This is a genomic window from Domibacillus indicus (genome assembly GCF_023715895.1).
Lineage (GTDB): Bacteria > Bacillota > Bacilli > Bacillales > Domibacillaceae > Domibacillus > Domibacillus indicus_A.
The window spans coordinates 115308-140288 of sequence record NZ_JAMBOO010000001.1 but is presented as its reverse complement, the minus strand read 5'-3'; the positions used below and the strand labels follow the sequence as shown (position 1 = coordinate 140288).

Sequence of the window (24981 nt, the reverse complement as noted above, 5' to 3'; positions counted from 1 at the left end):
TGGAGGAACTACCAATGCAAAAAACGAAAATCGTCTGTACAATTGGACCAGCAAGCGAAAGCCTTGAAACGCTTCAATCATTAATGAACGCAGGCATGAATGTTGCACGCTTAAACTTTTCTCACGGAAGCCATGAAGAGCATGGAGCGCGCATTCAAAACATTCGCCAAGCAGCAAACAACACAGGGAAAACTGTTGCGATTTTGCTCGATACAAAAGGTCCTGAAATTCGTACACATAACATGGAAAACGGAGCTATTGAGCTTGAAAGCGGCAAAGATGCTGTTATTTCCATGACAGAAGTATTGGGGACACCTGAAAAATTTTCGATTACTTACTCAGGTTTGATTGATGATGTGGAGCCAGGTTCAAGTATTTTGCTTGATGACGGCTTGATTGGTCTTTTGGTTACAGGCATTGATCGTGAAAAAGGCGAAATCGGCGTTCGAATTTTAAACAGCGGTACATTAAAAAATAAAAAAGGTGTAAACGTACCAGGCGTTTCTGTTAAATTGCCGGGTATTACAGAAAAAGATGCGGACGATATCCGTTTTGGTATCGAGCAGGGTGTCGACTTTATCGCTGCTTCTTTTGTACGCCGCACATCTGACGTATTGGATATTCGTGAGCTGCTGGAAAAAAACAATGCTACTCACATTCAAATTATCCCGAAAATTGAAAACCAAGAAGGTGTTGATAACATCGATGACATTCTTGAAGTATCAGACGGGCTGATGGTTGCACGTGGTGATCTTGGTGTGGAAATTCCGGCTGAAGAAGTGCCGATTGTACAAAAGCAACTGATTAAAAAGTGTAATCTGCTTGGCAAACCAGTTATTACGGCTACACAAATGCTTGATTCTATGCAGCGTAATCCGCGTCCAACACGTGCGGAAGCAAGTGACGTAGCAAATGCGATTTTTGATGGAACAGATGCGATTATGCTGTCAGGTGAAACAGCAGCTGGTGCATATCCGCTTGAAGCAGTAAAAACGATGCACAACATCGCAGTCCGCGCGGAAGCAGAGCTGCAAATGAGAGATATTCCGCCTCGCCGCCGCAACAATACAGGCCGTATGACTATGACAGACGCTATTGGCCAGTCTGTAGCTAAAACGGCGGAAGCATTGGAAGTAAAAGCGATTATCGCGCCAACGTCAAGCGGACATACTGCACGGATGATTTCACGTTACCGTTCTAAAGCATCTATCTATGCTGTAACAGACAGCGAACGCGTAATGAGAAGCTTATCACTTGTCTGGGGCGTATTCCCGGTGATGGGGCTTAGTGTGTCTTCAACAGATGATATGCTGGATAACGCGATTGTCCACTGCCTCGATGAAGGGCTGATCAGCCACGGTGAGCTTGTTGTTATTACAGCGGGTGTACCGGTAGGTGAATCTGGAACAACGAACTTAATGAAAATTCATGTTGTTGGTGACATTCTTGTGAAAGCACAAGGTATTGGCCGTCATTCAGCATATGGAAGAGTTGTGACAGCTAAAACAGCTTCTGAAGCCATTGAAAAAGTAAAACCGGGCGATATTCTTGTCACATACGGAACAGATCGTGAAATGATGCCTGCCATTGAAAAATGCAGTGCCCTTATTACAGAAGAAGGCGGATTAACAAGCCATGCAGCTGTAGTTGGCATCAATCTTGGCATTCCGGTTATCGTGGATGTTGAGGGAGCTCTTAATACGTTCTCAGATGGCCAGGAAATTACAGTAGATGCGGCACGCGGTATTATTTACAACGGTCACGCTAACGTTTTGTAAAAAACAAACCAGCTTGATGGATAGACAAACCAAGAAGCAAAAATAAGGGTGCTGTGATGAGCCCGAAAACGCCGGTTAAATGGTAGCCTGCAAATGCTGCAAATAAAACGGCCAGGGGATGAAGGCCCGCTGAATCGGAAACAAGCTTCGGTTCAAGCAACTGGCGTACAAGAACAAGGGTCGTATATAAAACAGCAGTGAAAATGGCTGCGTGGGTTTGTCCAGTAAGAAGGCAGAAGAAAATCCAGGGTACAAACAAAAGGATAGAGCCGACAATGGGAATAAACTCAAGAACGGCCGTTAAAAAAGCCAGCTCCAGTATATGAGGAGTACCCAGCAGAAAAAAGCCTGCGCATGCTGCTGTAAAAGTAACAGTAAACAGCTTTAATTGTGCGTATCCATAGGCGTACAAGGAAAAAGAAAAGGTATTAGCTGCACGGGCTGTTTTGGCACGGATGGATTCGGGCAAAAGAGAGAGGAAAAAAGAGCCGTCTTTTGCCATGAAAAAAGCAGCCAGCAGAGCAATCAGCAATTGGGTGGCTGTACCTGGAAGTGAGAGAAAGTAAAAAGTGCCTGCAAGAAGCCACTTTCCAGCGGATTCCTCAACGGTGTGAGCAGCCGCCGTTTCGACCGTGTGCAGATATTGCAGCAAAAGAGCAAGCTGGTCTTTTGTTAAAAAATTCATCATGCTTTGAAGCAGCTGCTCCAAATGCATAACGGCAATAGGAATATAATGAGGAATCACCGTATGCAGATGGGAAACGGTCCGGGCGCTAATCCAGGCGAACAGCAGGCACCCTGCTGACAGAAGCAGAAGAATCCAGACCATTGATACACATACAGCCACAGTCCGGGAGGCATTCGTCTTTCTTTGAATAAAGTGGGCTGGTCTATGTAACACAGCGGCAAAAAATGCCCCAGCTAAAAATGGCTTGAAAATTGGCAGGAGCCAGTAAATAAGCAGAAAAATTGCACTGGCAATAAGATATTGAACAATGATCCGCATGGTACATGCCCCCGTTTCTATACTACTCGTATGAGAAAAAGGGCACGGCCATGCGTCTTTTTTTAGGAGTGAAGTTATGCAGGCGTTTTTATTTTTGCTTCTGCTGACAGCAATCAGCATTGTAGCCAAAAACCAATCATTGCTTATTGCTTCGGTATTCTTACTGGCCTTAAAAGCAATAGGCCTCGATCTGAAGTGGTTTGATATGATGCAGAAAAACGGAATAAATTGGGGGGTTACGGTAATCACAATTGCGGTACTCGTCCCCATTGCAACAGGGGCGATTGGCTTTAGGGAATTGGGCGCAGCTCTGAAATCACCGTATGCCTGGATCGCTCTTACAGCAGGCATTTTAGTAGCGCTCATTGCAAAAGGAGGAATCGTGCTTTTAGCCGATGATCCCCATATTACAACAGCGCTGGTGCTTGGCACCGTATTAGCAGTCGCTCTTTTTAATGGAGTTCCAGTCGGGCCGTTAATTGGTGCCGGCATCGCGTATTATGCAATGAAGATGTTTTCTGTACTTTAGCAGAAAAAATGAAACTTTTTCAATAATTCTTCGTATGAATACACAATAAGATAAAAAGGAGCTGGATGTGTTGTTAAACAAAAATCCGGGTATTGCCGCTGTCTTAAGTGTATTCTGGACGGGTGTCGGGCAAATTTATAACGGCCAAATTATGAAAGGTTTAATTTTAATTGTTGTGCAGATGATTAATGCAGCCTTGATGTTTGTGCTGATTGGATTTATCACTTATCCGCTTGTGTGGATCTGGGGCATTTATGATGCTTACAAAACAGCGGACAGAATGAACAGGCAGTCTGACTTTTAAACTAAAACTTACTATAATACCATAAATTCCGGGTATGTTACGCCCGGAATTTTACTGTTTTCAAAAAAAATTCGAACAATTTGGCACGTTTTGATTCACAAACTTGCTCACATTGTTTATAATAAGCAATGTAAGCGCACACCTTTTTGAACATTTAAGTAATTTTGTTTTAAAAGGAGCACGTAATTTACATATGCTTTTTTATTTATAAAATGGTACTGAGCAGTTGCTCGGCATACATATACAAATAAAAAAGCGGGTAACGGGGAAATAAACAAGCGAAGGAGAGATAATTATGACTACTGCACGCGGACTCGAGGGAGTAGTGGCTACAACATCATCTGTCAGCTCTATCATTGATGACACACTTACATACGCAGGATACAATATTGATGATCTGACAGAGAATGCAAGCTTTGAAGAAGTAATTTATTTGCTTTGGCATCGCCGTCTTCCAACACAAGCGCAGCTGGATGAACTGAAAGAGCAGCTTTCGGAAAACTATACAATTCCAAAAGAAATTTTGGATCATTTTAAAATGTATCCAATTGAGAAAGTTCATCCAATGGCGGCGCTTCGTTCATCTGTGTCACTGCTTGGCCTTTACGATGAAGAAGCTGATGTTATGACAGATGAAGCCAACTACCGTAAAGCGATTCGCATCCAGGCGAAGATTCCTGCGCTTGTGACAGCATTCTCACGCATTCGTAAAGGGGAAGAGCCGATTGCACCGAAAAAGGAGTACGGTATTGCCGAGAACTTCTTATATATGCTTTCTGGTAATGAACCAACAGCCGTAGAAGTTGAAGCATTTGATAAAGCCCTTGTTCTTCACGCAGATCATGAGCTTAATGCGTCTACTTTTACAGCCCGTGTATGTGTCGCTACTTTGTCAGATATGTATTCAGGTGTAACTGCAGCTCTTGGCGCTTTAAAAGGGCCTCTTCATGGCGGCGCAAACGAGCAGGTTATGAAAATGCTTACAGAAATCGGTTCAGCAGATAACGTAGAACCGTATATTCTTGAGAAGCTCAATAACAAAGAAAAGATCATGGGCTTCGGTCACCGCGTATACCGCCAGGGCGATCCACGGGCTAAACACCTTCGTGAAATGTCTAAGCGTTTAACAGAGCAAAACGGTGAAGCAGAGCTTTATAACATGTCTATCGAAATTGAAAGTCTTGTTACAGGAAGCAAAAACCTGCCGCCAAACGTAGACTTCTATTCAGCATCCGTTTATCACAGCCTTGGTATTGAGCATGATTTGTTCACGCCTATCTTTGCTGTAAGCCGTGCATCAGGCTGGATTGCACATATTCTTGAACAGTATGCCAACAACAGACTGATCCGTCCGAGAGCTGAATATACAGGTCCGGATATGCAAAAATACGTACCTATTAGTGAACGTGTATAATTAAGAAAGCATTTGCAAAAAAATAAATAACTAGTGTAATATGAAAGATGGTAAACACGGGTTAGAGAAATTTTCTCTAACCTTTGAACATGGAATTGGAGGGAAAGGCAAGATGACTCAAGGCGAAAAAATTTCAATGCAAGATGGCGTACTAAATGTACCAAACAATCCAATCGTTCCTTTTATTGAAGGCGATGGAATTGGTCCTGATATTTGGGCAGCTGCTTCACGCGTTTTAGATGCAGCGGTTGAAAAAGCGTACAATGGCGAAAAGAAAATCGTTTGGAAAGAAGTTCTTGCGGGTGAAAAAGCCTTTAACCAAACAGGCGAATGGCTTCCAAAAGAAACGCTTGAGCAAATTGACGAGTATTTGATCGCAATTAAAGGTCCACTTACAACGCCAGTTGGCGGCGGAATCCGTTCATTGAACGTAGCACTTCGCCAGGAATTGGATCTTTTCACATGCCTTCGTCCTGTTCGTTATTTCGATGGCGTACCTTCACCAGTAAAACGTCCTGAAGATACTGATATGGTCATCTTCCGTGAAAACACAGAAGATATTTATGCAGGTATTGAGTATGCTGAAGGCTCAGATGAAGTGAAAAAAGTGATCGAGTTCTTGAAAAACGAAATGGGCGTTAACAAAATCCGTTTCCCTGAAACATCTGGTATCGGTATTAAACCTGTATCAAAAGAAGGAACACAGCGTCTGGTACGTGCGGCGATCAACTACGCAATCAAAGAAGGCCGTAAATCTTTAACGCTTGTTCACAAAGGCAACATCATGAAATTCACAGAAGGTGCATTTAAAAACTGGGGCTATGAGCTTGCTGAAAAAGAATTTGGCGATAAAGTGTTCACTTGGGCACAATACGACAAAATCAAAGAAGCTGAAGGCACAGAAGCCGCAAACAAAGCACAATCTGAAGCGGAAGCTGCAGGCAAAATTATCGTAAAAGATTCTATTGCCGATATCTTCTTACAACAAATTTTAACTCGTCCGAAAGAGTTTGATGTCGTAGCGACAATGAACTTGAACGGAGACTATATTTCTGACGCGCTTGCAGCTCAAGTAGGCGGAATTGGAATCGCACCAGGTGCTAATATCAACTATGAAACTGGCCATGCAATTTTCGAAGCAACACACGGTACTGCGCCGAAATATGCAGGTCTTGATAAAGTAAATCCATCATCTGTTTTGTTGTCAGGCGTTTTGCTTCTTGAGCACCTTGGCTGGAATGAAGCAGCAACTGCGATTACAAAATCAGTTGAAAAAACAATTTCTTCGAAGGTTGTTACATATGACTTTGCCCGCTTAATGGACGGGGCAACGGAAGTTAAATGTTCTGAGTTCGCAGACGAATTGATTAAAAACCTGTAATGTTGTTTGATGCTCTCCCTAAAAGGAGAGCATCTTGCATAATATTTGGTTCCACCATAATTAAAGGAGGAGTTTTATTATGACAGCATATAACCGTAAAAAGGTTTCTGTAATCGGCGGCGGCTTTACTGGTGCTACAACGGCATTTCTTCTGGCGCAAAAAGAGCTGGCAGACGTTGTTCTTGTCGATATCCCGCAGGCAGAGGGCCCAACAAAAGGCAAAGCACTTGATATGCTTGAAGCAAGCCCTGTCCAAGGATTTGATGCAAATATTACCGGCACGTCTGATTATGCTGAAACAGCAGATTCAGATATCGTCATTATTACAGCAGGTATTGCACGCAAACCAGGCATGAGCCGTGACGATCTTGTTCAAACAAACCAAAAGGTTATGAAATCTGTTACGTCTGAAATTGTAAAATATTCTCCAAACTGTACAATTATCGTTTTAACAAACCCGGTTGATGCGATGACATACACCGTTTTAAAAGAATCGGGCTTCCCGAAAAGCCGTGTAATCGGTCAATCAGGTGTCCTGGATACAGCTCGTTTCCGCACATTCGTTGCACAAGAGCTTAAGATTTCTGTAAAAGACATTACAGGATTTGTTCTTGGCGGGCACGGAGACGACATGGTTCCGCTCGTACGCTATTCTTACGCAGGCGGGATTCCGCTTGAAACACTTATTCCAAAGGACCGCTTAGATGCCATTGTTGAGCGTACGCGTAAAGGCGGCGGTGAAATTGTCCAGCTTTTAGGCAACGGTTCAGCGTATTACGCACCGGCTGCGTCACTTGTTGAAATGACTGAAGCGATTTTAAAAGACCAGCGCCGCATTTTGCCGGCAATTGCGTATCTCGAAGGTGAGTATGGCTACAATGATTTATATTTAGGCGTTCCGACCATTCTAGGCGGCAACGGCATTGAAAAAATCATTGAGCTTGAATTAACTGCAGAAGAGCAAGCAGGTCTTGACAGATCTGCTGAAGCTGTACGCAGCGTGATGTCTGTTCTTTCTTAAATCAAGTATAAAAAAGAACCTGCCGTAATATGGCAGGTTCTTTTTTGTGCAGAACAGCACTTTATCGAGCAGGATTTCTTCGCTATAATGAAAGATAGACATTTGAATCAGGAGGGTCATATGAAGAAAATTTTGGTTGTAGATGATGAACCATCTATTGTCACGTTAATTAAATATAATCTGGAGCAGGCAGGTTTTGAAGTGGAAACCGCTTGTGATGGAGAGGAAGCTCTTCAAAAAGCGGAGTCTGTGTCTGCAGATTTAATTATTTTAGATTGGATGCTGCCAAAGTTCGATGGCATGGAAGTGTGCAAGGACTTGCGGCAAAGGCGGGTTGCTACGCCTATTTTAATGCTAACAGCAAAAGACGAAGAATTTGATAAGGTGCTTGGTCTTGAACTTGGGGCAGATGACTATATGACAAAACCGTTCAGTCCAAGAGAACTGATTGCACGCGTAAAAGCGATTTTGCGCCGCGTACAGCTGCCGCCGGCAGAACCAGTTGTTGAGGAAGAAGAGGACAGCGCCTTAATTAAAGTGGCGGACTTAAAGCTCTATCCTGAGAAATATGAAGCGTATTACAAGGAAAACCTGCTGGATTTAACACCAAAGGAATTTGAACTGCTGCTGTTTTTAGCAGAAAACAAAACGAGAGTGCTGACACGTGACCAGCTTCTTGCGGCAGTCTGGAAATATGACTTTGTCGGGGATACCCGTATTGTAGACGTTCACATCAGCCATTTAAGAGATAAGATGGAAGAAAACACGAAAAAACCGCAGTATATTAAAACAATCCGCGGACTTGGATATAAACTGGAAGAGCCGAAAGAAGCGTGATCAATTTCCGGGCAAAACTTATTCTGTCGCTTTTTATTTTGATTGCGGCTGTTTTGGCCGCTTTGGGAATCTGGCTTGGTCAAATGTTTAAATCTTACTATCTTGCTACCATTAATGACCGGCTTGAGCGGGAAACCTCCCTGCTAGCCAGTGCAGTGGAAGATTGGGGAGGAACAGAAGCAATTAATCCGGTGGTGCTTGACGAATGGAGCGAGCAGATGGATACGCGTTTGAGTGTGGCGGATAACAATGGAGATCTTCTTTATGACAGCGGCGGGACAGATGAAGAAGAAAACGCCGTGCACCGAGATATCGCCCACCGGATCTCAGAAACCTTAAATGAAAAAAACTATCAAACCTCCTTAATGCGTAAAATGGATGTTCAATACCACTGGACACCCATTTTAACAAAAACGGGTGAGCAGGAAGGCTACGTCATTGTGAGTATGCGGGTCGATGCGCTCGATGAAATATACGGCCAAATTTGGGCGATTTTGCTGACTTCGCTCGGACTGTCCCTGCTTTTGATTATTTTAATCGGGACCAAAATTACAACCCGGTATGTAAAGCCAATTGAATCGGCAGCTATGGTGGCCATTGAGCTGGCAAAGGGTAACTATAGGGCGAGAACATATGAAACGCCTCCTGATGAGATGGGAATGCTCAGTACGTCGATTAACATATTAGCAAGAAATCTTCAAGAAATGATGCAGGCGCAGGAAGTTCATCAAAATCGCCTGACAACCCTAATTGAAAACATTGAAAGCGGGCTTCTGCTTATTGATGACCGCGGCTATATTGTGATGGCGAACCGGTCTTTTAAAAAAATGTACAGCACCGGCCGCATCATTAAAAAACGGTATTATGAAGTCATTACCCAAGAAGACGTGATTAAAATTGTCGAGGACGTTTTTATGACAGAGAAAAATGTCCGCCGGCAAATTAAAATGACGTTTGATCTTGAAGAGAAGGACATTGAAGTATCAGGTGCCCCGATTATCGGTACAAACGACGAATGGAAAGGGATTCTCGTCGTGTATCACGACATTACGGAAATTAAGCATTTGGAACAAATGCGTAAGGATTTTGTTGCCAATGTGTCCCATGAATTAAAAACACCGATCACCTCAATCAAAGGTTTTTCAGAAACACTGCTGGACGGTGCGCTGAATGACCCGGATGCGGCAAAGATGTTTCTGGAGATTATCTGGAAAGAAAGCGGCCGCATGGAAAGACTTGTGGCTGATTTACTCGACCTTTCCAAAATTGAGCAGAAAGGACTTACGCTTAATTTAACAGCAGTGCCGTTGAAAAAACTGTTGAGCGAAGTGATTGTCACGCTTGAAAGCCGTCTGGAAGCAAAAGATATTGCTCTTCAAATGAACGTGTCTGATCATCTGGTTATTCAAGGAGATGAATACCGGCTCAAGCAGGTGTTTGTTAACCTCATTACAAATGCCATTTTATACACACCAAAAGGCGGGCAAATTTTCGTGGATGCAATCGAGTCGGACCAGATGGTGAATGTAAAAGTTTCTGATACCGGTATTGGAATTGAAAAAGCGGAGCTGCCGCGTATTTTTGAACGGTTTTACCGTGTGGATAAAGCGCGGAGCCGGGATTCAGGCGGAACAGGGCTTGGACTTGCCATTGTTAAACATATTATGGAAGCCCATCACGGGAAAATTAACGTGGAAAGCAAGTTGAACGAAGGAACGACATTTACCGTTTCGTTCATCAAGAATTTGCGGAATGATTTTACAAAAGATTAACGAACCGTTTACATTTATTTTATATTGAACTGGTATAGTATGAATATCAACCCCTTTATCCAGCTTTTGTTTGGCGGAGGCGCTTAGTTGATGGCTCTCCGCCGCTTTTTTTTTCCGAAAAACAAACAAGCCGTTGTTTTCTTTTTTTCTGCCGTGCATGGTAGAATGAAAAAGAAAAACAACGGCTTTTTTACTGACGAATATGTAGCGCCGGGTGCCTGAGGGCTTACAGGAGAAGGGGTCACAAGGTACGGCAGCCGGATGCTGTCAACTTCTGCTCCATTCTTACGCCTGCTGCCGATAAGGGGCGCTTGGCGCTTTTTGAGGTGCATTTACTATGAATGCCAAGGAGGATGTATGGAAAAAAAATTAGTGCTTATTGACGGAAATAGCATTGCGTATCGGGCTTTTTTTGCATTGCCGCTTTTAAGTAATTCAAAAGGTGTGCATACAAATGCCGTATATGGCTTTGCGATGATGCTTAATAAAATGGTGAAAGACGAACAGCCGACTCATATACTGGTTGCCTTCGATGCGGGCAAAACGACTTTTCGCCACAAAACATTTACAGAATATAAAGGGACGCGCCAAAAAACGCCGCCCGAGCTGTCTGAACAATTTTCTTATGTGCGCGAACTGCTGAAAGCGTACAGTATTCCTTACTTTGAATTAGAAAACTATGAAGCCGATGACATTATCGGGACATTGTCTCTTCAAGCAGAAAAAGAAGGATATACGGTTAAAGTATATTCGGGCGACAAAGATTTAACACAGCTCGCTACAGACAAAACGACTGTATGCATTACACGCAAAGGCATAACAGATATTGAAGAATATACACCTGAACATATTGAAGAAAAATATGGCCTGACACCGATGCAGATCATAGACATGAAGGGGCTCATGGGAGATGCTTCCGACAATATCCCTGGGGTGCCGGGTATCGGTGAAAAAACAGCGATTAAACTGTTAAAGCAGTTTCACTCTGTTGAAGAATTGATCCAGTCTATTGATGAGGTTAGCGGTGCAAAGTTGAAGGAAAAGCTTGTCGAACATAAAGATAAAGCAGTCATGAGCAAGCAGCTTGCAACGATCTTACGGACGGTGCCTATGGAGCTCGGAGTCGAACGACTTGCTTATCAGGGGGCAGATCAGGATAAATTGTATGATTTATACCGGGATCTTGAATTTAAGTCATTGCTTGACAGTATTCAGCGTACGGAGGAAGCCGAACCAGCAGCAGACGTGGATTTTACCATTGTAAGGGAGCCGCAGGCGTCTCATTTTGAACAAGCGGACGCTGTATATGTAGAAATGCTCGATGTGAACTACCACCGGGCGCCAATTGCCGGTATTGCTGTGTCGGGAAGTGGGAAAACCATTTTTCTGCCGGGCGAAACGGCTGTGTCTTCTCCGGCATTTAAGCAGTGGGCGGAAAACCCGTCTGCCCGAAAAACCGTTTATGATGCAAAAAGAACGGTCATTGCGCTGCGGCGTTCGGGGATCGAGTTAGCCGGTATTGATTTTGATGTGTTTTTGGCGTCTTATTTAATTAACCCATCTGAATCACCGGAAGATTTCGCTGCTGTAGCGAAGCTGCATGGGGAAACAGGCATCTCATCGGACGAAACCGTTTATGGGAAAGGGGCAAAACTAGCTCTTCCGGACGAAGCTGTTTATGCGAAGCATATTAGTGCAAAAGCAGAAGCGTTAAGCCGGCTTGATGACACATGCCGGCAGGAGCTGACTGAAAACGACCAAAATGAATTGTTTGATGAATTGGAGCTTCCGCTTGCCCTCATTTTAGCCGACATGGAATCGGAAGGCGTGCGGGTTGACATGGACCGGTTAAATGAAATGGGAACCGAGCTGAAAAAACGGCTTGCACAAATGGAACAAACGATTCACCAGCTGGCTGGAACGGACTTTAATATAAATTCACCGAAGCAGCTTGGCGTTATTTTGTTTGAAAAGCTCGGTCTTCCGCCGGTTAAAAAAACAAAAACCGGGTACTCGACTTCGGCGGACGTTCTTGAAAAATTGGCGCCGTCACATGAAATTGTACAGCATATTTTAGATTACCGACAAATCGGCAAATTGCAGTCTACGTATATTGAGGGATTGCTGAAAGTAGCGGACCCGGATACACATAAAATCCATACCCGCTTTAATCAGGCTTTGACTCAGACGGGACGGTTAAGCTCTACTGATCCTAACCTGCAAAACATTCCGATCCGGCTTGAAGAAGGACGGAAAATCCGACAGGCATTCGTGCCGGAAAAAAAGGATTCTGTTATGTTTGCTGCCGACTACTCTCAAATTGAGCTGCGGGTGCTGGCACATATAAGCGGCGATGAAAAACTGATTGAAGCTTTTCAGCAGGGACTTGATATTCACACGGCCACGGCCATGGAAGTTTTTCATGTAGATGAAGACGGAGTAACATCGAATATGCGGCGCCAGGCAAAAGCCGTTAACTTCGGCATTGTTTACGGCATAAGCGATTACGGCTTGTCTCAAAGTCTTGGCATTACAAGAAAGGATGCAGCCGCTTTTATAGAACGGTATTTAAACACCTATCCAGGTGTAAAAGAATATATGGATACGGCTATTCGCCAGGCCAAAGAAAAAGGCTATGTGACGACATTGTTAAACCGCCGGCGTTACATTCCGGAAGTCACCAGCCGAAACTTTAACCTGCGTTCATTTGGGGAACGTACGGCGATGAACACACCGATTCAAGGAAGCGCAGCAGATATTATTAAAAAAGCGATGATTGACGTTGCTGAACGTCTTGAGAGAGAAGGCTTAACATCCAAGCTGCTGCTGCAGGTGCATGATGAATTGATTTTTGATGTGCCAAAGGAAGAAATCAAACAAATGGAACAAATTGTGCCGGATGTCATGGAGCATGCTTTTGAGCTCGATGTCCCGCTGAAGGTAGATTATTCATTTGGGCCAACATGGTATGATGCGAAGTAAGGAGAGAGAAACATGCCGGAATTACCAGAAGTAGAAACGGTCCGCCGTACGCTGAGCGAGCTGGCGGCGGGCAAAACAATTGCCGGCGTTGATGTGCGCTGGCCGAAAATGATCAAACAGCCCGAAGCAGACGCTTTTCGCGATGCAGTGATTGGTGAAACCATTCAGTCAATCGATCGGAGGGGGAAATTTTTAATTTTTCAGCTCGATCATTATGCGCTTATTTCCCATTTGCGTATGGAAGGCAAGTTTAGTGTAAATGAAGCTGCAGAGCCTGAAGCCCCTCATACTCATGTTGTTTTTTCATTCACAGACGGTACGGAGCTTCGGTATCGGGACGTTCGTAAATTCGGTACGATGCATTTAACGGCGAAAGGTGCCGAACACGAGCTGGCTTCGCTGAAAGGGCTCGGTCCTGAGCCGTTTGATGAACACTTTACAGCCGATCATTTATATGAAAAGCTGCAAAAAACATCACGCCAGGTAAAAACAGCTCTTTTAGATCAAGTGATTGTAACAGGGCTTGGCAACATTTATGTGGACGAAGTGCTGTTTCGTTCCCGCGTGCATCCGCATCGGCTCGGCCGGACGATTACAAAGGAAGAAGCGGCAGAGATTCACCAGCATACGGTCGCCGTACTGGCAGAAGCGGTAGAGCGGGGCGGAAGTACGATTCGCACATATGTAAACAGCCAGGGACAAAAAGGGACCTTCCAGGAAGTATTAAATGTATATGGACGTGCCGGGGAAGCATGTGTAGAGTGCGGAGCAGAAATTGTAAAAACGAAAACAAGCGGGCGCGGCACGCATATATGTTTGAACTGCCAGCCGCTGGAGCGTCCGCTATGATTATTGGATTAACAGGCGGCATTGCGACTGGAAAAAGTACGGTCAGCAATATGTTAAAAGAAAAAGGCTTCCCTGTTATAGATGCTGATATTGCTGCCCGTGCCGTTGTAGAGCCGGGACAGCCAGCTTTACAGGAAATTGTGGATGCATTTGGCAGTGATGTGTTAAGCGCGGACGGATCATTAAACCGGCAAAAGCTCGGCTCGATTATTTTTCATGATGAAGCAAAGCGAAAGCAGCTGAATGAAATTGTACATCCTGCCGTGCGGGCCTGGATGATGGCTGAGAAGGATAAAGCTGTCCAGAAGGGGTACAAAACCATTGTGTTTGATATCCCGCTTCTTTTTGAAAGCAAGCTTACCTGGATGGCAGACCGCACGCTGCTTGTTTACACTGATCCTGCTGTTCAATTGCAGAGGCTGATGAACCGAAACGGGTACACGGAAGAAGAAGCATCTGCCCGCATTCAATCTCAAATGCCAATTGAAGAAAAAAAAGAGCTGGCTGATGATATCATTAATAACAGTGGTACAAAAGAAGAAACCGCAAAGCAGCTTGAGCAGTGGCTGACCCGACTAGGACTCGATTCTTAATCGGGTCTTTTTTTGTCCCTTAATAAAATTTTTTAAATTAGTGGGACATTTTTTGTTCCATTTTCCGTTTAATATGTTATACTAAATTCAGTTAATCAATATAAAGTATAACATTATTAGCGGGAGGGCCTTATTTATGACAAAAGCAAAAGTAGCCATTAATGGATTTGGACGTATTGGCCGTATGGTATTTCGTAAAGCTATTTTAGAGGACAACCTTGATATTATTGCGGTAAACGCCAGCTATCCGGCGGAAACCCTTGCACATTTGCTTAAATACGACACGAATCACGGAAAGTTCGAAGGGGATATCGAAGTTGAAGAAAAAGCGCTTATTGTAAATGGAAAGCGCGTGCAGCTTCTATCCAGCCGTGACCCGCTTGAGCTTCCATGGGACAAACTTGGAGTAGAGATTGTGATTGAAGCAACAGGTAAATTTAATGCCCGCGATAAAGCGGCCCTTCACCTGCAGGCAGGTGCAAAAAAAGTCATTTTAACGGCACCGGGCAAAGAAGAAGACGTCACTATTGTGATGGGGGTTAATGAAGAAGTACTTGATATTGATAATCACCATATTATTTCCAATGCATCCTGCACAACAAATTGTCTTGCGCCGGTCGCAAAAGTACTGGATGATCAATTCGGTATTGAAAATGGATTGATGACAACCGTTCATGCGTACACAAATGATCAAAAAAATATTGATAACCCGCATAAAGACCTTCGCCGTGCCCGTGCCTGCGCTCAGTCTATTATTCCGACTTCAACTGGAGCAGCAAAAGCACTTTCTCTTGTGCTGCCGCAATTAAAAGGAAAAGTGCATGGAATGGCCCTGCGTGTGCCAACATCTAATGTTTCACTGGTAGACTTGGTAGTCGATGTGAAAACGCCAGTAACGGCAGAAGAAGTAAACGAAGCCTTTCAAAAAGCAGCGGCAGGTCCATTAAATGGTATTCTTGGCTTTACAGAAGAGCCGCTTGTATCGGTTGATTTTAATACAAACCCTCATTCTTCCACGATCGATGGCCTGACTACGATGGTCATGGGCGAAACAAAAGTAAAAGTGCTTGCCTGGTACGATAATGAATGGGGCTACTCATGCCGCGTTGTCGATCTTGTTCAGTTTGTGGCAGAACAAATGAAGAAAAAAGTTTATATTTCAGCTTAATTGTCTCATACATAAGCCCCGGTACCCACCGAGGCTTTTTTCTATGAAAAAAATAAAGAAACTTGTTGCAAAATGTTTTGACAGGTCGTATACTCAACTTTGTGAAATAAATGCTTAAAGGGTTAGGACCTCTTCGGACTAACTTTCCCCCGTGGCAGTGATCACTTTTACAATTGATTCAAAAACTACTTTGTAAAAGGGGGAACGATCATGGAAACAATGGGTCGTCACGTCATTTCAGAATTATGGGGCTGCAATTTTGACAAATTAAACGATATGGAAGTCATCGAGAGAACATTTGTCGACGCCGCTCTTAAATCAGGTGCGGAAATTCGCGAAGTCGCGTTCCACAAGTTTGCTCCTCAAGGAGTAAGTGGAGTCGTCATTATCTCCGAGTCTCATTTAACGATTCACAGCTTCCCGGAACATGGATATGCAAGTATTGATGTTTATACATGTGGGGATCTTGATCCGAACATTGCTGCAAACTATATTGCAGATGCACTTGAAGCTGAAACACGCGAAACAATTGAGATGCCGCGTGGTATGGGTCCGGTACGCACGCAACTTAAAGAAACTGCAAATGTGTAAGCAAAACGAGGTGTATGAACTTTCATACGCCTCTTTTTTATTTTCATAAGGTCTCTTTTTTAGTATGATAATGAGTAAGAACGAAACCTGCACATTGCAGGATATAAATAAAATCGGAGTTGATTAAAGCCATGATTTGCCCTGACTGCCGTTTTAACGGGACGAAAGTTGTCGATTCGCGCCCGGCAGATGACGGGCATTCCATCCGCCGGCGCCGTGAATGTGAAAAATGCGGCTACCGGTTTACGACTTTTGAACGCGTAGAGCACATGCCGCTCATCGTTGTAAAAAAAGAAGGAATGCGCGAAGAATTTAACCGCGAGAAAATGCTTCGCGGATTGATAAAAGCATGCGAGAAGCGCCCGGTGCCGCTTGGAACGCTTGAAAAAATGACCGCTGATATCGAACAGGAACTACGCTCAAAAGGTGTATCGGAAGTGCAGTCAGATGCAATCGGTGAAATGGTCATGGACCGCCTTGCAGAAATTGATGAAGTAGCGTATGTCCGTTTTGCGTCCGTGTACCGGCAATTCAAAGATATTAACGTATTTTTGGATGAATTAAAAGAAATTATTAACAAAGAAAAATAAACTCCCGGGAGAGATAGAGCTCCGGGCTTTTTTCTTCTTATTTAAGAAACTTTGAGGTGAAGAATATGAATCGGCACTGGAATGAAATGCAGCCCGCCGATGCTTATAGGGTGACAGTGTCCGGCTGTGTAGACAGCCTTGAACAAAAAGTGGTTGCGCTGTTGTACCAGCCGCTGATCGGTGCCCAGGCACTCAGCTTATACATGACCATGTATGCGGAAGTAGAGGACGGCAAGCTGTCGTCTGAGAGTGCTCTGCACTATCATTTAATGAATACACTCGGCTGCAGTCCGCAGCAAATATACGAAGACCGGCTTAAGCTGGAAGGGATTGGCTTACTGAAAACCTATGTGAAAAAAACAGGAGAAAACCGCGAATTTCTTTATGAGCTGCTGCCGCCTCTTGCTCCAGACCAATTTTTTACAGACGGCCTTTTAAACGTTTTTTTATACCGGAAAATTGGCCGTCCTCATTTTTTGAGGCTGAAGCGGATATTTTGCGACCGGGAGCCGAAGTCGCCTGATTATCAGGATGTGACCCATGCTTTTCCGGACGTTTTTTCAACAGGGTATACAGAAATGCAGGAAGCAGAAATAGACAGTGCGCCGGAGCCGGGTACCCGCCTCGCTTCAAAAGGAACTAAAACAGGACCTGTTTTAAATGAGTCCTTTGACTTTTCAGCGCTTGAACGGGCTCTTAAAGACGCCTTGATTCCGGCATCTGCCCTCACCCCCTTTATTAAAGAAACGATTAAAAAATTGTCTTTTTTATATGGCATTCAACCGCTTGATATGAAGAACCTGGTTTTGTCTTCGATAAACGAGCAGGATGAAATTGAGGTGGAGGAACTTCGGAAATCTGCGCGTAATGCCTATCAGTTTGAATCAGGCGGGCGCCTTCCAGACATGACACCGCGCATGGGAAGCCAGGAGCTTAAAGAAGCGGGTGAGCCGAAAACAAAAGAAGAAAAGCTGATCCTTCATTGTGAATCGGTTACCCCCTATCAAATGATGATCGATATATCAGATAAAGCGCCCTCATCGGTAGATATGAAGCTTATTGAGCAGGTGATGCTGCAGTACGATTTTACGCCGGGTGTAATGAATGCGCTCATTCAATATGTTATGCTGAAATCAAATATGAAGCTGTCTAAAAGCTTTATGGACAAAATTGCCGCCCAGTGGGCACGCAAAAAAGTAAAAACGGCCAAAGAGGGTATTGAACTGGCAAAAACGGAACAAAAGCAGCCGAAGGAATGGACAAAGCCAAAGAGCACCTCATCATCCTATGGAAACCGCAAAGCAGTTCGCCAGGAAAAACTGCCAGCCTGGTTTACGGAAAAGGAAAAAGAAAAAGACACAGAAAAAGAGCGGCCTAAACAAAGCGAAGACTTTGAAGCGAAGAAACGCAAGCTGCAGGAAGAATTGAGAAAACGGAAAGAGGGGGCGTCGGCCGGTGAAAAAGATTAACGAAGCACTCGGGAGTATTAAAACGTCGCCCGGGTTTGCAGAACAATATGAGCAGACAAAACGGGAAGTGCTGGCAGACAAAACGGTCCAGAAATTTATTAAAGAACACAATCTTGGTGAACGGGAAGTAACACGCGCGATGGTCAAACTATATGAGTATGTATCCCAAAGCCGCGGCTGTGGGAAATGCCCATCTCTTGACGGGTGTGTGAACATGATGCCGGGCTTTGAGCCGGAGCTTTCCATGCGTTACCAGGCAGTTGAACTGGATTACAAGCGCTGTTCTCGTAAAATTCGGGATGATGAAATGAAACATTTGCGCCGGCACGTGAAAAGCCTCTATATGCCGGGAGACGTTTTAAAAGCTACATTTGATCAAGTGGAGCTGGATGATGAAAGCAGAATAGATGCGGTTTCAATGGCAAAAGATTTTGTTGACAGCTACGCGCTTGGGCAGGCTTCTAAAGGTTTATATATACATGGGAAATTCGGCGTCGGTAAATCCTTTTTATTTGGTGCTATCGCCAATGAATTGGCCGAGAAGCATATTGCATCCATGATCGTTTATTTTCCGGAGTTTGTCCGTGAAATGAAACAGTCGCTTAACGATCATTCAACGGGAGAGAAAATTGAAGCGGTGAAATCCGCGCCTGTTTTAATGATTGACGATATTGGGGCAGAAACGATGTCGAGCTGGATTCGCGACGATATACTCGGCACGATTCTGCAGCACCGTATGCTTGAAGGACTTCCGGTTTTGTTTACCTCTAACTTTAATTATAGTGAGCTTGAGCATCACTTGACGCATTCACAGCGCGGTGAATCCGAAGAGCTGAAAGCAGCACGCATTATGGAACGCATTAAGTTTTTGACCACGCCAGTGGAACTGACCGGTATGAACCGCCGGCACTAAAACTCACTCTTGATTTTGAGTGAGAGGGAGACTATAATAACGTCATATGAAAAGCGAAGACAGGGACATGTTTCATTTGAGACGTCTACAGAGAGGGAAAGCGATGAGCTGCAACTTTCCCGTCGAAACAAATGAATTCACCACCCTCGAGCTCTGCTTCTGAACCTGAAAGTAAGAAGCGGCGGCACCAGACCGTTATCTGACTGTAATTGAGCCGGGAATTTTCCGGAAAGTTGGGTGGAACCGCGATTAAACCTCGCCCCTTCGTTTATGAAGGAGCGGGGTTTTTTTGTCGTTTAAAAAGAAGGAGGAAATACAAATGTCGATTCAATTAACATTCCCAGACGGCGCTGTAAAGGAATTTGCGTCTGGAACAACAATGGAAGAGGTTGCGCAGTCGATCAGCCCAGGCCTGCGTAAAAAAGCACTTGCCGGCAAAGTATCAGGACAGTTTATTGATTTAAAAACACCGATCGAGCAGGATGGCGCGATTGAAATTATTACACCTGAGCATGCTGACGCGCTTGAAGTGCTTCGCCACAGTACAGCACACTTGATGGCGCAGGCGATCAAACGTGTTTACGGAGCCGACAAAGTCAAGCTTGGTGTGGGTCCGGTTATTGAAGGCGGCTTTTATTATGATATTGATCTGGATGAATCCATTACACCGGAAGATTTGCCGAAAATCGAAAAAGAAATGAAGAAAATCATTAACGAAAACGTGCCGGTTATCCGCAAAGAAGTATCACGCGCGGAAGCAGAGCAGTTTTTCAAAGAAATTGATGATGAATACAAGCTGGAGCTTCTTGAAGCAATTCCGGAGAACGAAACGGTTACACTGTATGAGCAGGGTGATTTCACCGATCTATGCCGCGGTGTACACGTTCCGTCCACTGGAAAGTTAAAAGAATTTAAGCTGCTTAACATCGCCGGTGCATACTGGCGCGGTAATTCAGACAACAAAATGCTTCAGCGTATTTACGGCACGGCTTTCTTTAAAAAGGAAGACCTTGAGCATCACTTGAAAATGATTGAAGAAGCAAAAGAGCGCGATCACCGCAAAATTGGAAAAGAGCTTGATTTGTTTACAAATTCCCAGAAGGTCGGACAGGGTCTGCCGCTTTGGCTGCCAAAAGGTGCAACCATCCGCCGTATTATCGAGCGCTACATTGTCGATAAAGAAGTAAGCCTCGGTTATGACCATGTATACACACCGGTAATGGGAAGCGTTGAACTTTACAAAACAAGCGGCCACTGGGATCATTATCAGGATGGTATGTTCCCGGTCATGGAAATGGACAACGAGGATCTTGTTCTTCGCCCAATGAACTGCCCGCATCACATGATGATTTATAAAAATGACATTCACAGCTACCGCGAGCTGCCGATCCGTATTGCTGAACTTGGCACAATGCACCGCTATGAAATGTCAGGCGCCCTTGCCGGCCTGCAGCGTGTTCGCGGGATGACATTGAATGACGCCCACATCTTTGTTCGTCCAGACCAAATCAAAGATGAACTCAAACGTGTTGTCGAGCTGATCCTGTCTGTTTATAAAGATTTTGACTTAAATGATTACTCGTTCCGCTTATCTTACCGTGATCCGGAAAACACAGAGAAATACTACGATGATGATGAAATGTGGGAAAAAGCACAAGCGATGCTGAAAGACGCAATGGATGAGCTTGGCATGGAGTACGTAGAAGCAGAAGATGAAGCGGCGTTCTACGGTCCGAAGCTTGACGTACAGGTGAAAACAGCGCTTGGCAAAGAAGAAACTTTGTCTACTGTACAGCTGGATTTCCTTCTTCCGGAACGCTTTGACTTAACATATGTGGGTGAAGACGGCAAGCAGCACCGTCCGGTTGTTATTCACCGCGGTGTTGTTTCCACAATGGAACGCTTTGTTGCGTTTTTGATTGAAGAATACAAGGGAGCATTCCCGACATGGCTTGCACCGGTTCAGGTTCAAATCATTCCTGTTTCCAATGAGGTTCACTACGACTATGCAAGAAAGTTACAGGATGAGCTGAAAGCAGCCGGCATCCGTGTCGAAATGGACAGCCGTGAAGAAAAGCTCGGGTATAAAATCCGTGAATCGCAAATGAAGAAAATTCCGTACATGCTCGTAGTGGGTGATAAAGAGCTTGAGAGCGGTACAGTGAATGTCCGCAAGTACGGTGAACAGCAGTCTGAGACGATGTCATTTGACGCTTTCCGCGACCTTGTTCAAAAAGAAGGCAAACGTTAAGAAAAAAACTATTGTTTTTTTTAAAAAGCAATGGTATTATTTAAAACGTTGGTTCTTTCAATTTGTCTTCTGGACATTTGAAAGAGGATATGATATAGTTACTTAGGTGAATGAAACACATAATAAAAGAAAGCAGAAGCACCCGCTTCTCACCTCGTCTGACAGAAAAGTTGGCAGGTTGACATGGTAAAACGACTAAGCTGTTTTGGACAGCTTTTTACTAGCGGGGCATCTACTTTTAGATGCCTCGCTTTTTTCATGCAGCAGTGCGCTTCTCTTTTAAATAGTGTTTTTAAAATGACCCGGAGGTGGCTTGTTATTAGCAAAGATATGAATTTAAACGAAGGCATCCGTGCCCGTGAAGTACGCTTGATCGATCAAAACGGCGATCAGCTCGGCATTAAACAAAAACGCGAAGCGCTTGAAATTGCTGCCCGCGTAAATCTTGATCTTGTGCTTGTTGCTCCGAACGCGAAACCGCCTGTAGCCCGTATTATGGATTATGGCAAATTCAAGTTCGAACAGCAGAAGAAAGATAAGGAAGCCCGCAAAAACCAGAAAATCATCCAATTAAAAGAAGTGCGCTTCAGTCCAACGATTGATGACCACGATTTTAATACCAAGCTTCGCAATGCGATTAAGTTCTTGGAAAAAGGTGACAAAGTAAAAGCATCGATCCGATTCAAAGGACGTGCGATTACGCATAAAGAAATCGGCCAGCGTGTACTTGACCGCTTTGCAGAAGCGTGCAAGGAAGTTGCGACTATTGAGTCCAAGCCGAAAATGGACGGCCGTAGTATGTTCCTTATTATGGCGCCTAAAAACGAAAAGTAAACCAGTTTGAGGAGGAAGACGAAATGCCAAAAATGAAAACTCACCGTGGTTCTGCCAAACGTTTCAAGAAAACAGGTTCAGGTAAACTGAAACGTTCACACGGTTACACAAGCCACTTGTTCGCGAACAAATCTCAAAAACAAAAACGTAAATTGCGCAAAGGCGCTCTTGTATCAAAAGGCGATTTCAAACGCATTCGCCACATGCTTGACAATCTGTAAGAAAATTAACGTAACATCATTAGGAGGGAAATAGTATGCCACGCGTAAAAGGCGGTACTGTAACACGCAAACGTCGTAAAAAGGTTCTTAAATTAGCAAAAGGTTATTTCGGTTCGAAACATCGTTTATATAAAGTTGCCAACCAACAAGTTATGAAATCCCTGCAATATGCATACCGGGATCGCCGTAACAAAAAACGTGATTTCCGCAAATTGTGGATCACTCGTATTAACGCAGCTGCTCGTACAAATGGTCTTTCTTACAGCCGTTTAATGCACGGTTTGAAGCTTGCGGGTATCGAAGTAAACCGCAAAATGCTTGCTGATCTTGCTGTTAGCGATGCGCAAGGATTTGCACAGCTTGCAGACGCTGCAAAAAAACAACTAGGTTAATAACCTCAAAACCGTCCTGATCCGTCAGGGCGGTTTTTTTATACCTATTGGGTTTAACGGCCTGTAAAAGCAACGAGCCGAATGAACAGTTTTTTACATCATCAGCTTCAGGAAAGCAGCCGGCTGATAAAAGATTTGTTTCGCTTGTTCTCCAAATTAGGCTGTTTCGGGAAAAGTTTGTTAAAATAGGGAAGGAGGAGAGCAGATAGTGATGGTCTTCATTTATTTTATTTTTATTAATATGATTGCCTACATAACGATGGCAAATGATAAGAAAAAAGCGCAAAAACGGCTGTACCGAACCCGGGAAAGGACGCTCTGGCTGCTGGCTTTGCTTGGCGGTGCACCGGGCGGATGGGTGGCCATGCAGACGTACCGGCATAAAACGAAGCATGCATCCTTTAAATACGGAATGCCGGTTCTTGCCGTTATGGATTTAATGGTGTTAGCAATGATAGGAGGAACAGCCATTTGAATATGAATACATTGTTTGAAATGCAGCGCGGGCTCGATTCATACATAGAAAAGGAACACAATCTGGAAGGAACGGATTTGTTTAACCAAAAAGTGCTCGCTCTGCTTGTTGAAATTGGTGAACTGGCTAATGAAACGAGATGCTTTAAATTTTGGAGTACAAAAGGGCCGTCAGAGCGGGGAATCATTTTAGAAGAATTTGTAGACGGCGTACATTTTATTCTGTCACTCGGCATTTTAGCTGACCTGACAGATGCGGTGCCGGCGTCCCAGCAGCCTGCAAAAACGGCAACGGACCAGTTTTTGCTTGTCACAGAAGCCGTTCATACCTTCCACCGTGATAAAACAAAAGAAGCGTATCAATCCCTGCTTGACCGTTTCTTTACATTGGGGGATATGCTTGGATTTTCAGCAGAAGAAGTGGAACAGGCGTATATCGCCAAAAATGAAGTAAACTATAAGCGCCAGCAGTCGGGCTACTAAGAAAGGGGACTTTATTTATAATGAAGAAACTCGATGAAACGTTAACGATGCTAAAAGAGCTAACGGATGCAAAAGGGATTGCCGGGAATGAACGTGAAGCGCGGGAAGTCATGCAAAAATACATTGAGCCATTTGCAGAAGAAGTGACAACAGACGGCCTTGGCAGCTTGATCGCCAAAAAAACCGGGGATGCAAACGGCCCGAAAATCATGGTGGCTGGGCACCTGGATGAAGTCGGCTTTATGGTTACACGCATTGATGACAAAGGGTTTATTCGTTTTCAAACCGTCGGCGGATGGTGGAGCCAGGTAATGCTCGCCCAGCGCGTTACGATCGTGACGCGCAAAGGAGATATTACAGGCGTGATCGGCTCAAAGCCGCCGCACATTTTGCCGGCTGAAGCACGCAAAAAACCGGTTGATATTAAAGACATGTTTATCGATATCGGCGCATCAAGCCGCGAAGAAGCTTCAGAATGGGGCGTGCGTCCTGGCGACATGGTCGTTCCTTACTTTGAATTTACTGTTATGAACAATGAAAAAATGCTGCTGGCTAAAGCTTGGGACAACCGAATCGGCTGTGCGATCGCCATTGATGTGATGAAGTACGTAAAAGATAAACAGCATGCGAATATCGTGTACGGTGTTGGAACGGTACAGGAAGAGGTCGGCCTGCGCGGTGCGAAAACATCCGCTCACCAAATTGGCCCGGATATCGCATTTGGCGTCGATGTTGGCATTGCCGGCGATACACCAGGGGTAACAGAAAAAGAGGCAATGGGAAAAATGGGCAAAGGCCCGCAGATTATTTTGTATGATGCATCAATGGTATCCCACAAAGGACTGCGTGACTTTGTAACGGATGTAGCCGATGAATTAAATATTCCTTACCAGTTTGACGCTATGGCAGGCGGCGGAACAGATTCAGGGGAAATTCATAAAACAGGCAATGGCGTTCCGACGCTGTCTGTTACCATTGCTACACGCTACATCCATTCTCATGCGGCCATGCTTCACCGTGATGATTATGAAAACGCCGTGAAGCTGCTTGGAGAAGTAATCCTTCGCCTTGACCGCGATACGGTTAACACCATTACATTTGACTAAAAATAAAACCGCTCACAGTGCTG

At 44.4% G+C, this 24981-nt stretch carries 24 protein-coding genes and 2 other annotated features; of the genes, 23 read left to right on the top strand and 1 reads right to left on the bottom strand.

Annotated features, from left to right (window positions below; translation table 11 throughout):
* Nucleotides 1-14: 14 nt before the first annotated feature.
* The gene (gene pyk / locus M3221_RS00740; RefSeq protein ID WP_251269648.1) at nt 15-1778 is read left to right on the top strand and encodes a pyruvate kinase; all 1764 of its coding nucleotides are present in this window, start codon (nt 15-17) and stop codon (nt 1776-1778) included.
* Here pyk and M3221_RS00735 read toward each other — a convergent pair.
* Nucleotides 1765-2784, bottom strand: a complete 1020-nt coding sequence (locus tag M3221_RS00735; protein WP_251269647.1) for an AI-2E family transporter — start codon at nt 2782-2784, stop codon at nt 1765-1767. The genes pyk and M3221_RS00735 overlap by 14 nt on opposite strands.
* A 76-nt stretch (nt 2785-2860) precedes the next feature.
* On the opposite strand from M3221_RS00735, the gene M3221_RS00730 reads away from it, so the two are divergent.
* The 22 genes from M3221_RS00730 (at nt 2861) to M3221_RS00625 (ending at nt 24958) form a co-directional block, all read left to right on the top strand.
* Nucleotides 2861-3313 (top strand): DUF441 domain-containing protein, encoded by a 453-nt coding sequence (locus M3221_RS00730; protein ID WP_251269646.1) that lies wholly within the window; start codon nt 2861-2863, stop codon nt 3311-3313.
* A gap of 70 nt (nt 3314-3383) precedes the next feature.
* The gene (locus M3221_RS00725; RefSeq protein WP_251269645.1) at nt 3384-3617 is read left to right on the top strand and encodes a hypothetical protein; all 234 of its coding nucleotides are present in this window, start codon (nt 3384-3386) and stop codon (nt 3615-3617) included.
* Between the two features lie 295 nt (nt 3618-3912).
* On the top strand, nt 3913-5031 hold the full coding sequence (citZ, locus tag M3221_RS00720; RefSeq protein ID WP_251269644.1) for a citrate synthase: 1119 nt from the start codon (nt 3913-3915) through the stop codon (nt 5029-5031).
* Nucleotides 5032-5143: 112 nt separating this feature from the next.
* Nucleotides 5144-6412 (top strand): NADP-dependent isocitrate dehydrogenase, encoded by a 1269-nt coding sequence (icd, locus tag M3221_RS00715; RefSeq protein ID WP_242233267.1) that lies wholly within the window; start codon nt 5144-5146, stop codon nt 6410-6412.
* A gap of 79 nt (nt 6413-6491) precedes the next feature.
* Nucleotides 6492-7433 (top strand): malate dehydrogenase, encoded by a 942-nt coding sequence (gene mdh / locus M3221_RS00710; protein WP_242233268.1) that lies wholly within the window; start codon nt 6492-6494, stop codon nt 7431-7433.
* A 120-nt stretch (nt 7434-7553) separates the two neighbouring features.
* Nucleotides 7554-8270, top strand: a complete 717-nt coding sequence (locus M3221_RS00705) for a response regulator transcription factor (protein ID WP_251269643.1) — start codon at nt 7554-7556, stop codon at nt 8268-8270.
* Nucleotides 8267-10042: a two-component system histidine kinase PnpS gene (gene pnpS / locus M3221_RS00700; RefSeq protein WP_251269642.1), complete on the top strand. Its 1776-nt coding sequence runs from the start codon at nt 8267-8269 to the stop codon at nt 10040-10042. Before M3221_RS00705 ends, pnpS begins: the two co-directional genes overlap by 4 nt.
* 357 nt (nt 10043-10399) lie before the next feature.
* Nucleotides 10400-13024 carry a DNA polymerase I gene (gene polA / locus M3221_RS00695; protein ID WP_251269641.1) on the top strand — a complete coding sequence of 875 codons (2625 nt, stop codon included), beginning with the start codon at nt 10400-10402 and terminating at the stop codon, nt 13022-13024.
* A 12-nt stretch (nt 13025-13036) separates the two neighbouring features.
* Entirely contained in the window at nt 13037-13873 is an 837-nt protein-coding gene (gene mutM, locus M3221_RS00690; RefSeq protein WP_251269640.1) for a DNA-formamidopyrimidine glycosylase, read from the top strand.
* Entirely contained in the window at nt 13870-14466 is a 597-nt protein-coding gene (gene coaE / locus M3221_RS00685; protein ID WP_251269639.1) for a dephospho-CoA kinase, read from the top strand. The genes mutM and coaE overlap by 4 nt, the downstream gene beginning before the upstream one ends.
* A 136-nt stretch (nt 14467-14602) precedes the next feature.
* Nucleotides 14603-15634 (top strand): glyceraldehyde-3-phosphate dehydrogenase, encoded by a 1032-nt coding sequence (locus tag M3221_RS00680; RefSeq protein ID WP_251269638.1) that lies wholly within the window; start codon nt 14603-14605, stop codon nt 15632-15634.
* Between the two features lie 210 nt (nt 15635-15844).
* Complete coding sequence (gene speD, locus M3221_RS00675) at nt 15845-16225, top strand: adenosylmethionine decarboxylase (protein WP_242233275.1); 381 nt, start codon at nt 15845-15847, stop codon at nt 16223-16225.
* A gap of 131 nt (nt 16226-16356) precedes the next feature.
* Nucleotides 16357-16815 (top strand): transcriptional regulator NrdR, encoded by a 459-nt coding sequence (gene nrdR, locus M3221_RS00670; protein ID WP_242233276.1) that lies wholly within the window; start codon nt 16357-16359, stop codon nt 16813-16815.
* 65 nt (nt 16816-16880) lie between these two features.
* Nucleotides 16881-18284, top strand: a complete 1404-nt coding sequence (locus M3221_RS00665) for a replication initiation and membrane attachment family protein (RefSeq protein ID WP_251269637.1) — start codon at nt 16881-16883, stop codon at nt 18282-18284.
* Nucleotides 18271-19197: a primosomal protein DnaI gene (gene dnaI / locus M3221_RS00660; protein WP_251269636.1), complete on the top strand. Its 927-nt coding sequence runs from the start codon at nt 18271-18273 to the stop codon at nt 19195-19197. Before M3221_RS00665 ends, dnaI begins: the two co-directional genes overlap by 14 nt.
* Nucleotides 19198-19244: 47 nt before the next feature.
* Nucleotides 19245-19464, top strand: a binding site (T-box leader).
* 52 nt (nt 19465-19516) lie between these two features.
* Nucleotides 19517-21448: a threonine--tRNA ligase gene (gene thrS, locus M3221_RS00655; RefSeq protein ID WP_251269635.1), complete on the top strand. Its 1932-nt coding sequence runs from the start codon at nt 19517-19519 to the stop codon at nt 21446-21448.
* A gap of 124 nt (nt 21449-21572) precedes the next feature.
* Nucleotides 21573-21711 (top strand) — a sequence feature (ribosomal protein L20 leader region).
* Between the two features lie 34 nt (nt 21712-21745).
* The gene (infC, locus tag M3221_RS00650; RefSeq protein WP_251269634.1) at nt 21746-22282 is read left to right on the top strand and encodes a translation initiation factor IF-3; all 537 of its coding nucleotides are present in this window, start codon (nt 21746-21748) and stop codon (nt 22280-22282) included.
* Between the two features lie 23 nt (nt 22283-22305).
* Nucleotides 22306-22503, top strand: coding sequence for a 50S ribosomal protein L35 (rpmI, locus tag M3221_RS00645; RefSeq protein ID WP_242233281.1), 198 nt, complete (start codon nt 22306-22308; stop codon nt 22501-22503).
* Nucleotides 22504-22538: 35 nt separating this feature from the next.
* Nucleotides 22539-22895: a 50S ribosomal protein L20 gene (gene rplT / locus M3221_RS00640; protein ID WP_242233282.1), complete on the top strand. Its 357-nt coding sequence runs from the start codon at nt 22539-22541 to the stop codon at nt 22893-22895.
* A 211-nt stretch (nt 22896-23106) separates the two neighbouring features.
* Nucleotides 23107-23370 carry a DUF1294 domain-containing protein gene (locus M3221_RS00635; RefSeq protein WP_242233481.1) on the top strand — a complete coding sequence of 88 codons (264 nt, stop codon included), beginning with the start codon at nt 23107-23109 and terminating at the stop codon, nt 23368-23370.
* Nucleotides 23367-23852, top strand: coding sequence for a dUTP diphosphatase (locus M3221_RS00630; RefSeq protein WP_251269633.1), 486 nt, complete (start codon nt 23367-23369; stop codon nt 23850-23852). The genes M3221_RS00635 and M3221_RS00630 overlap by 4 nt, the downstream gene beginning before the upstream one ends.
* 20 nt (nt 23853-23872) lie before the next feature.
* A complete protein-coding gene (locus M3221_RS00625; protein ID WP_242233284.1) occupies nt 23873-24958 on the top strand; it encodes a M42 family metallopeptidase in 1086 nt (361 codons plus the stop codon).
* Nucleotides 24959-24981: the final 23 nt, after the last annotated feature.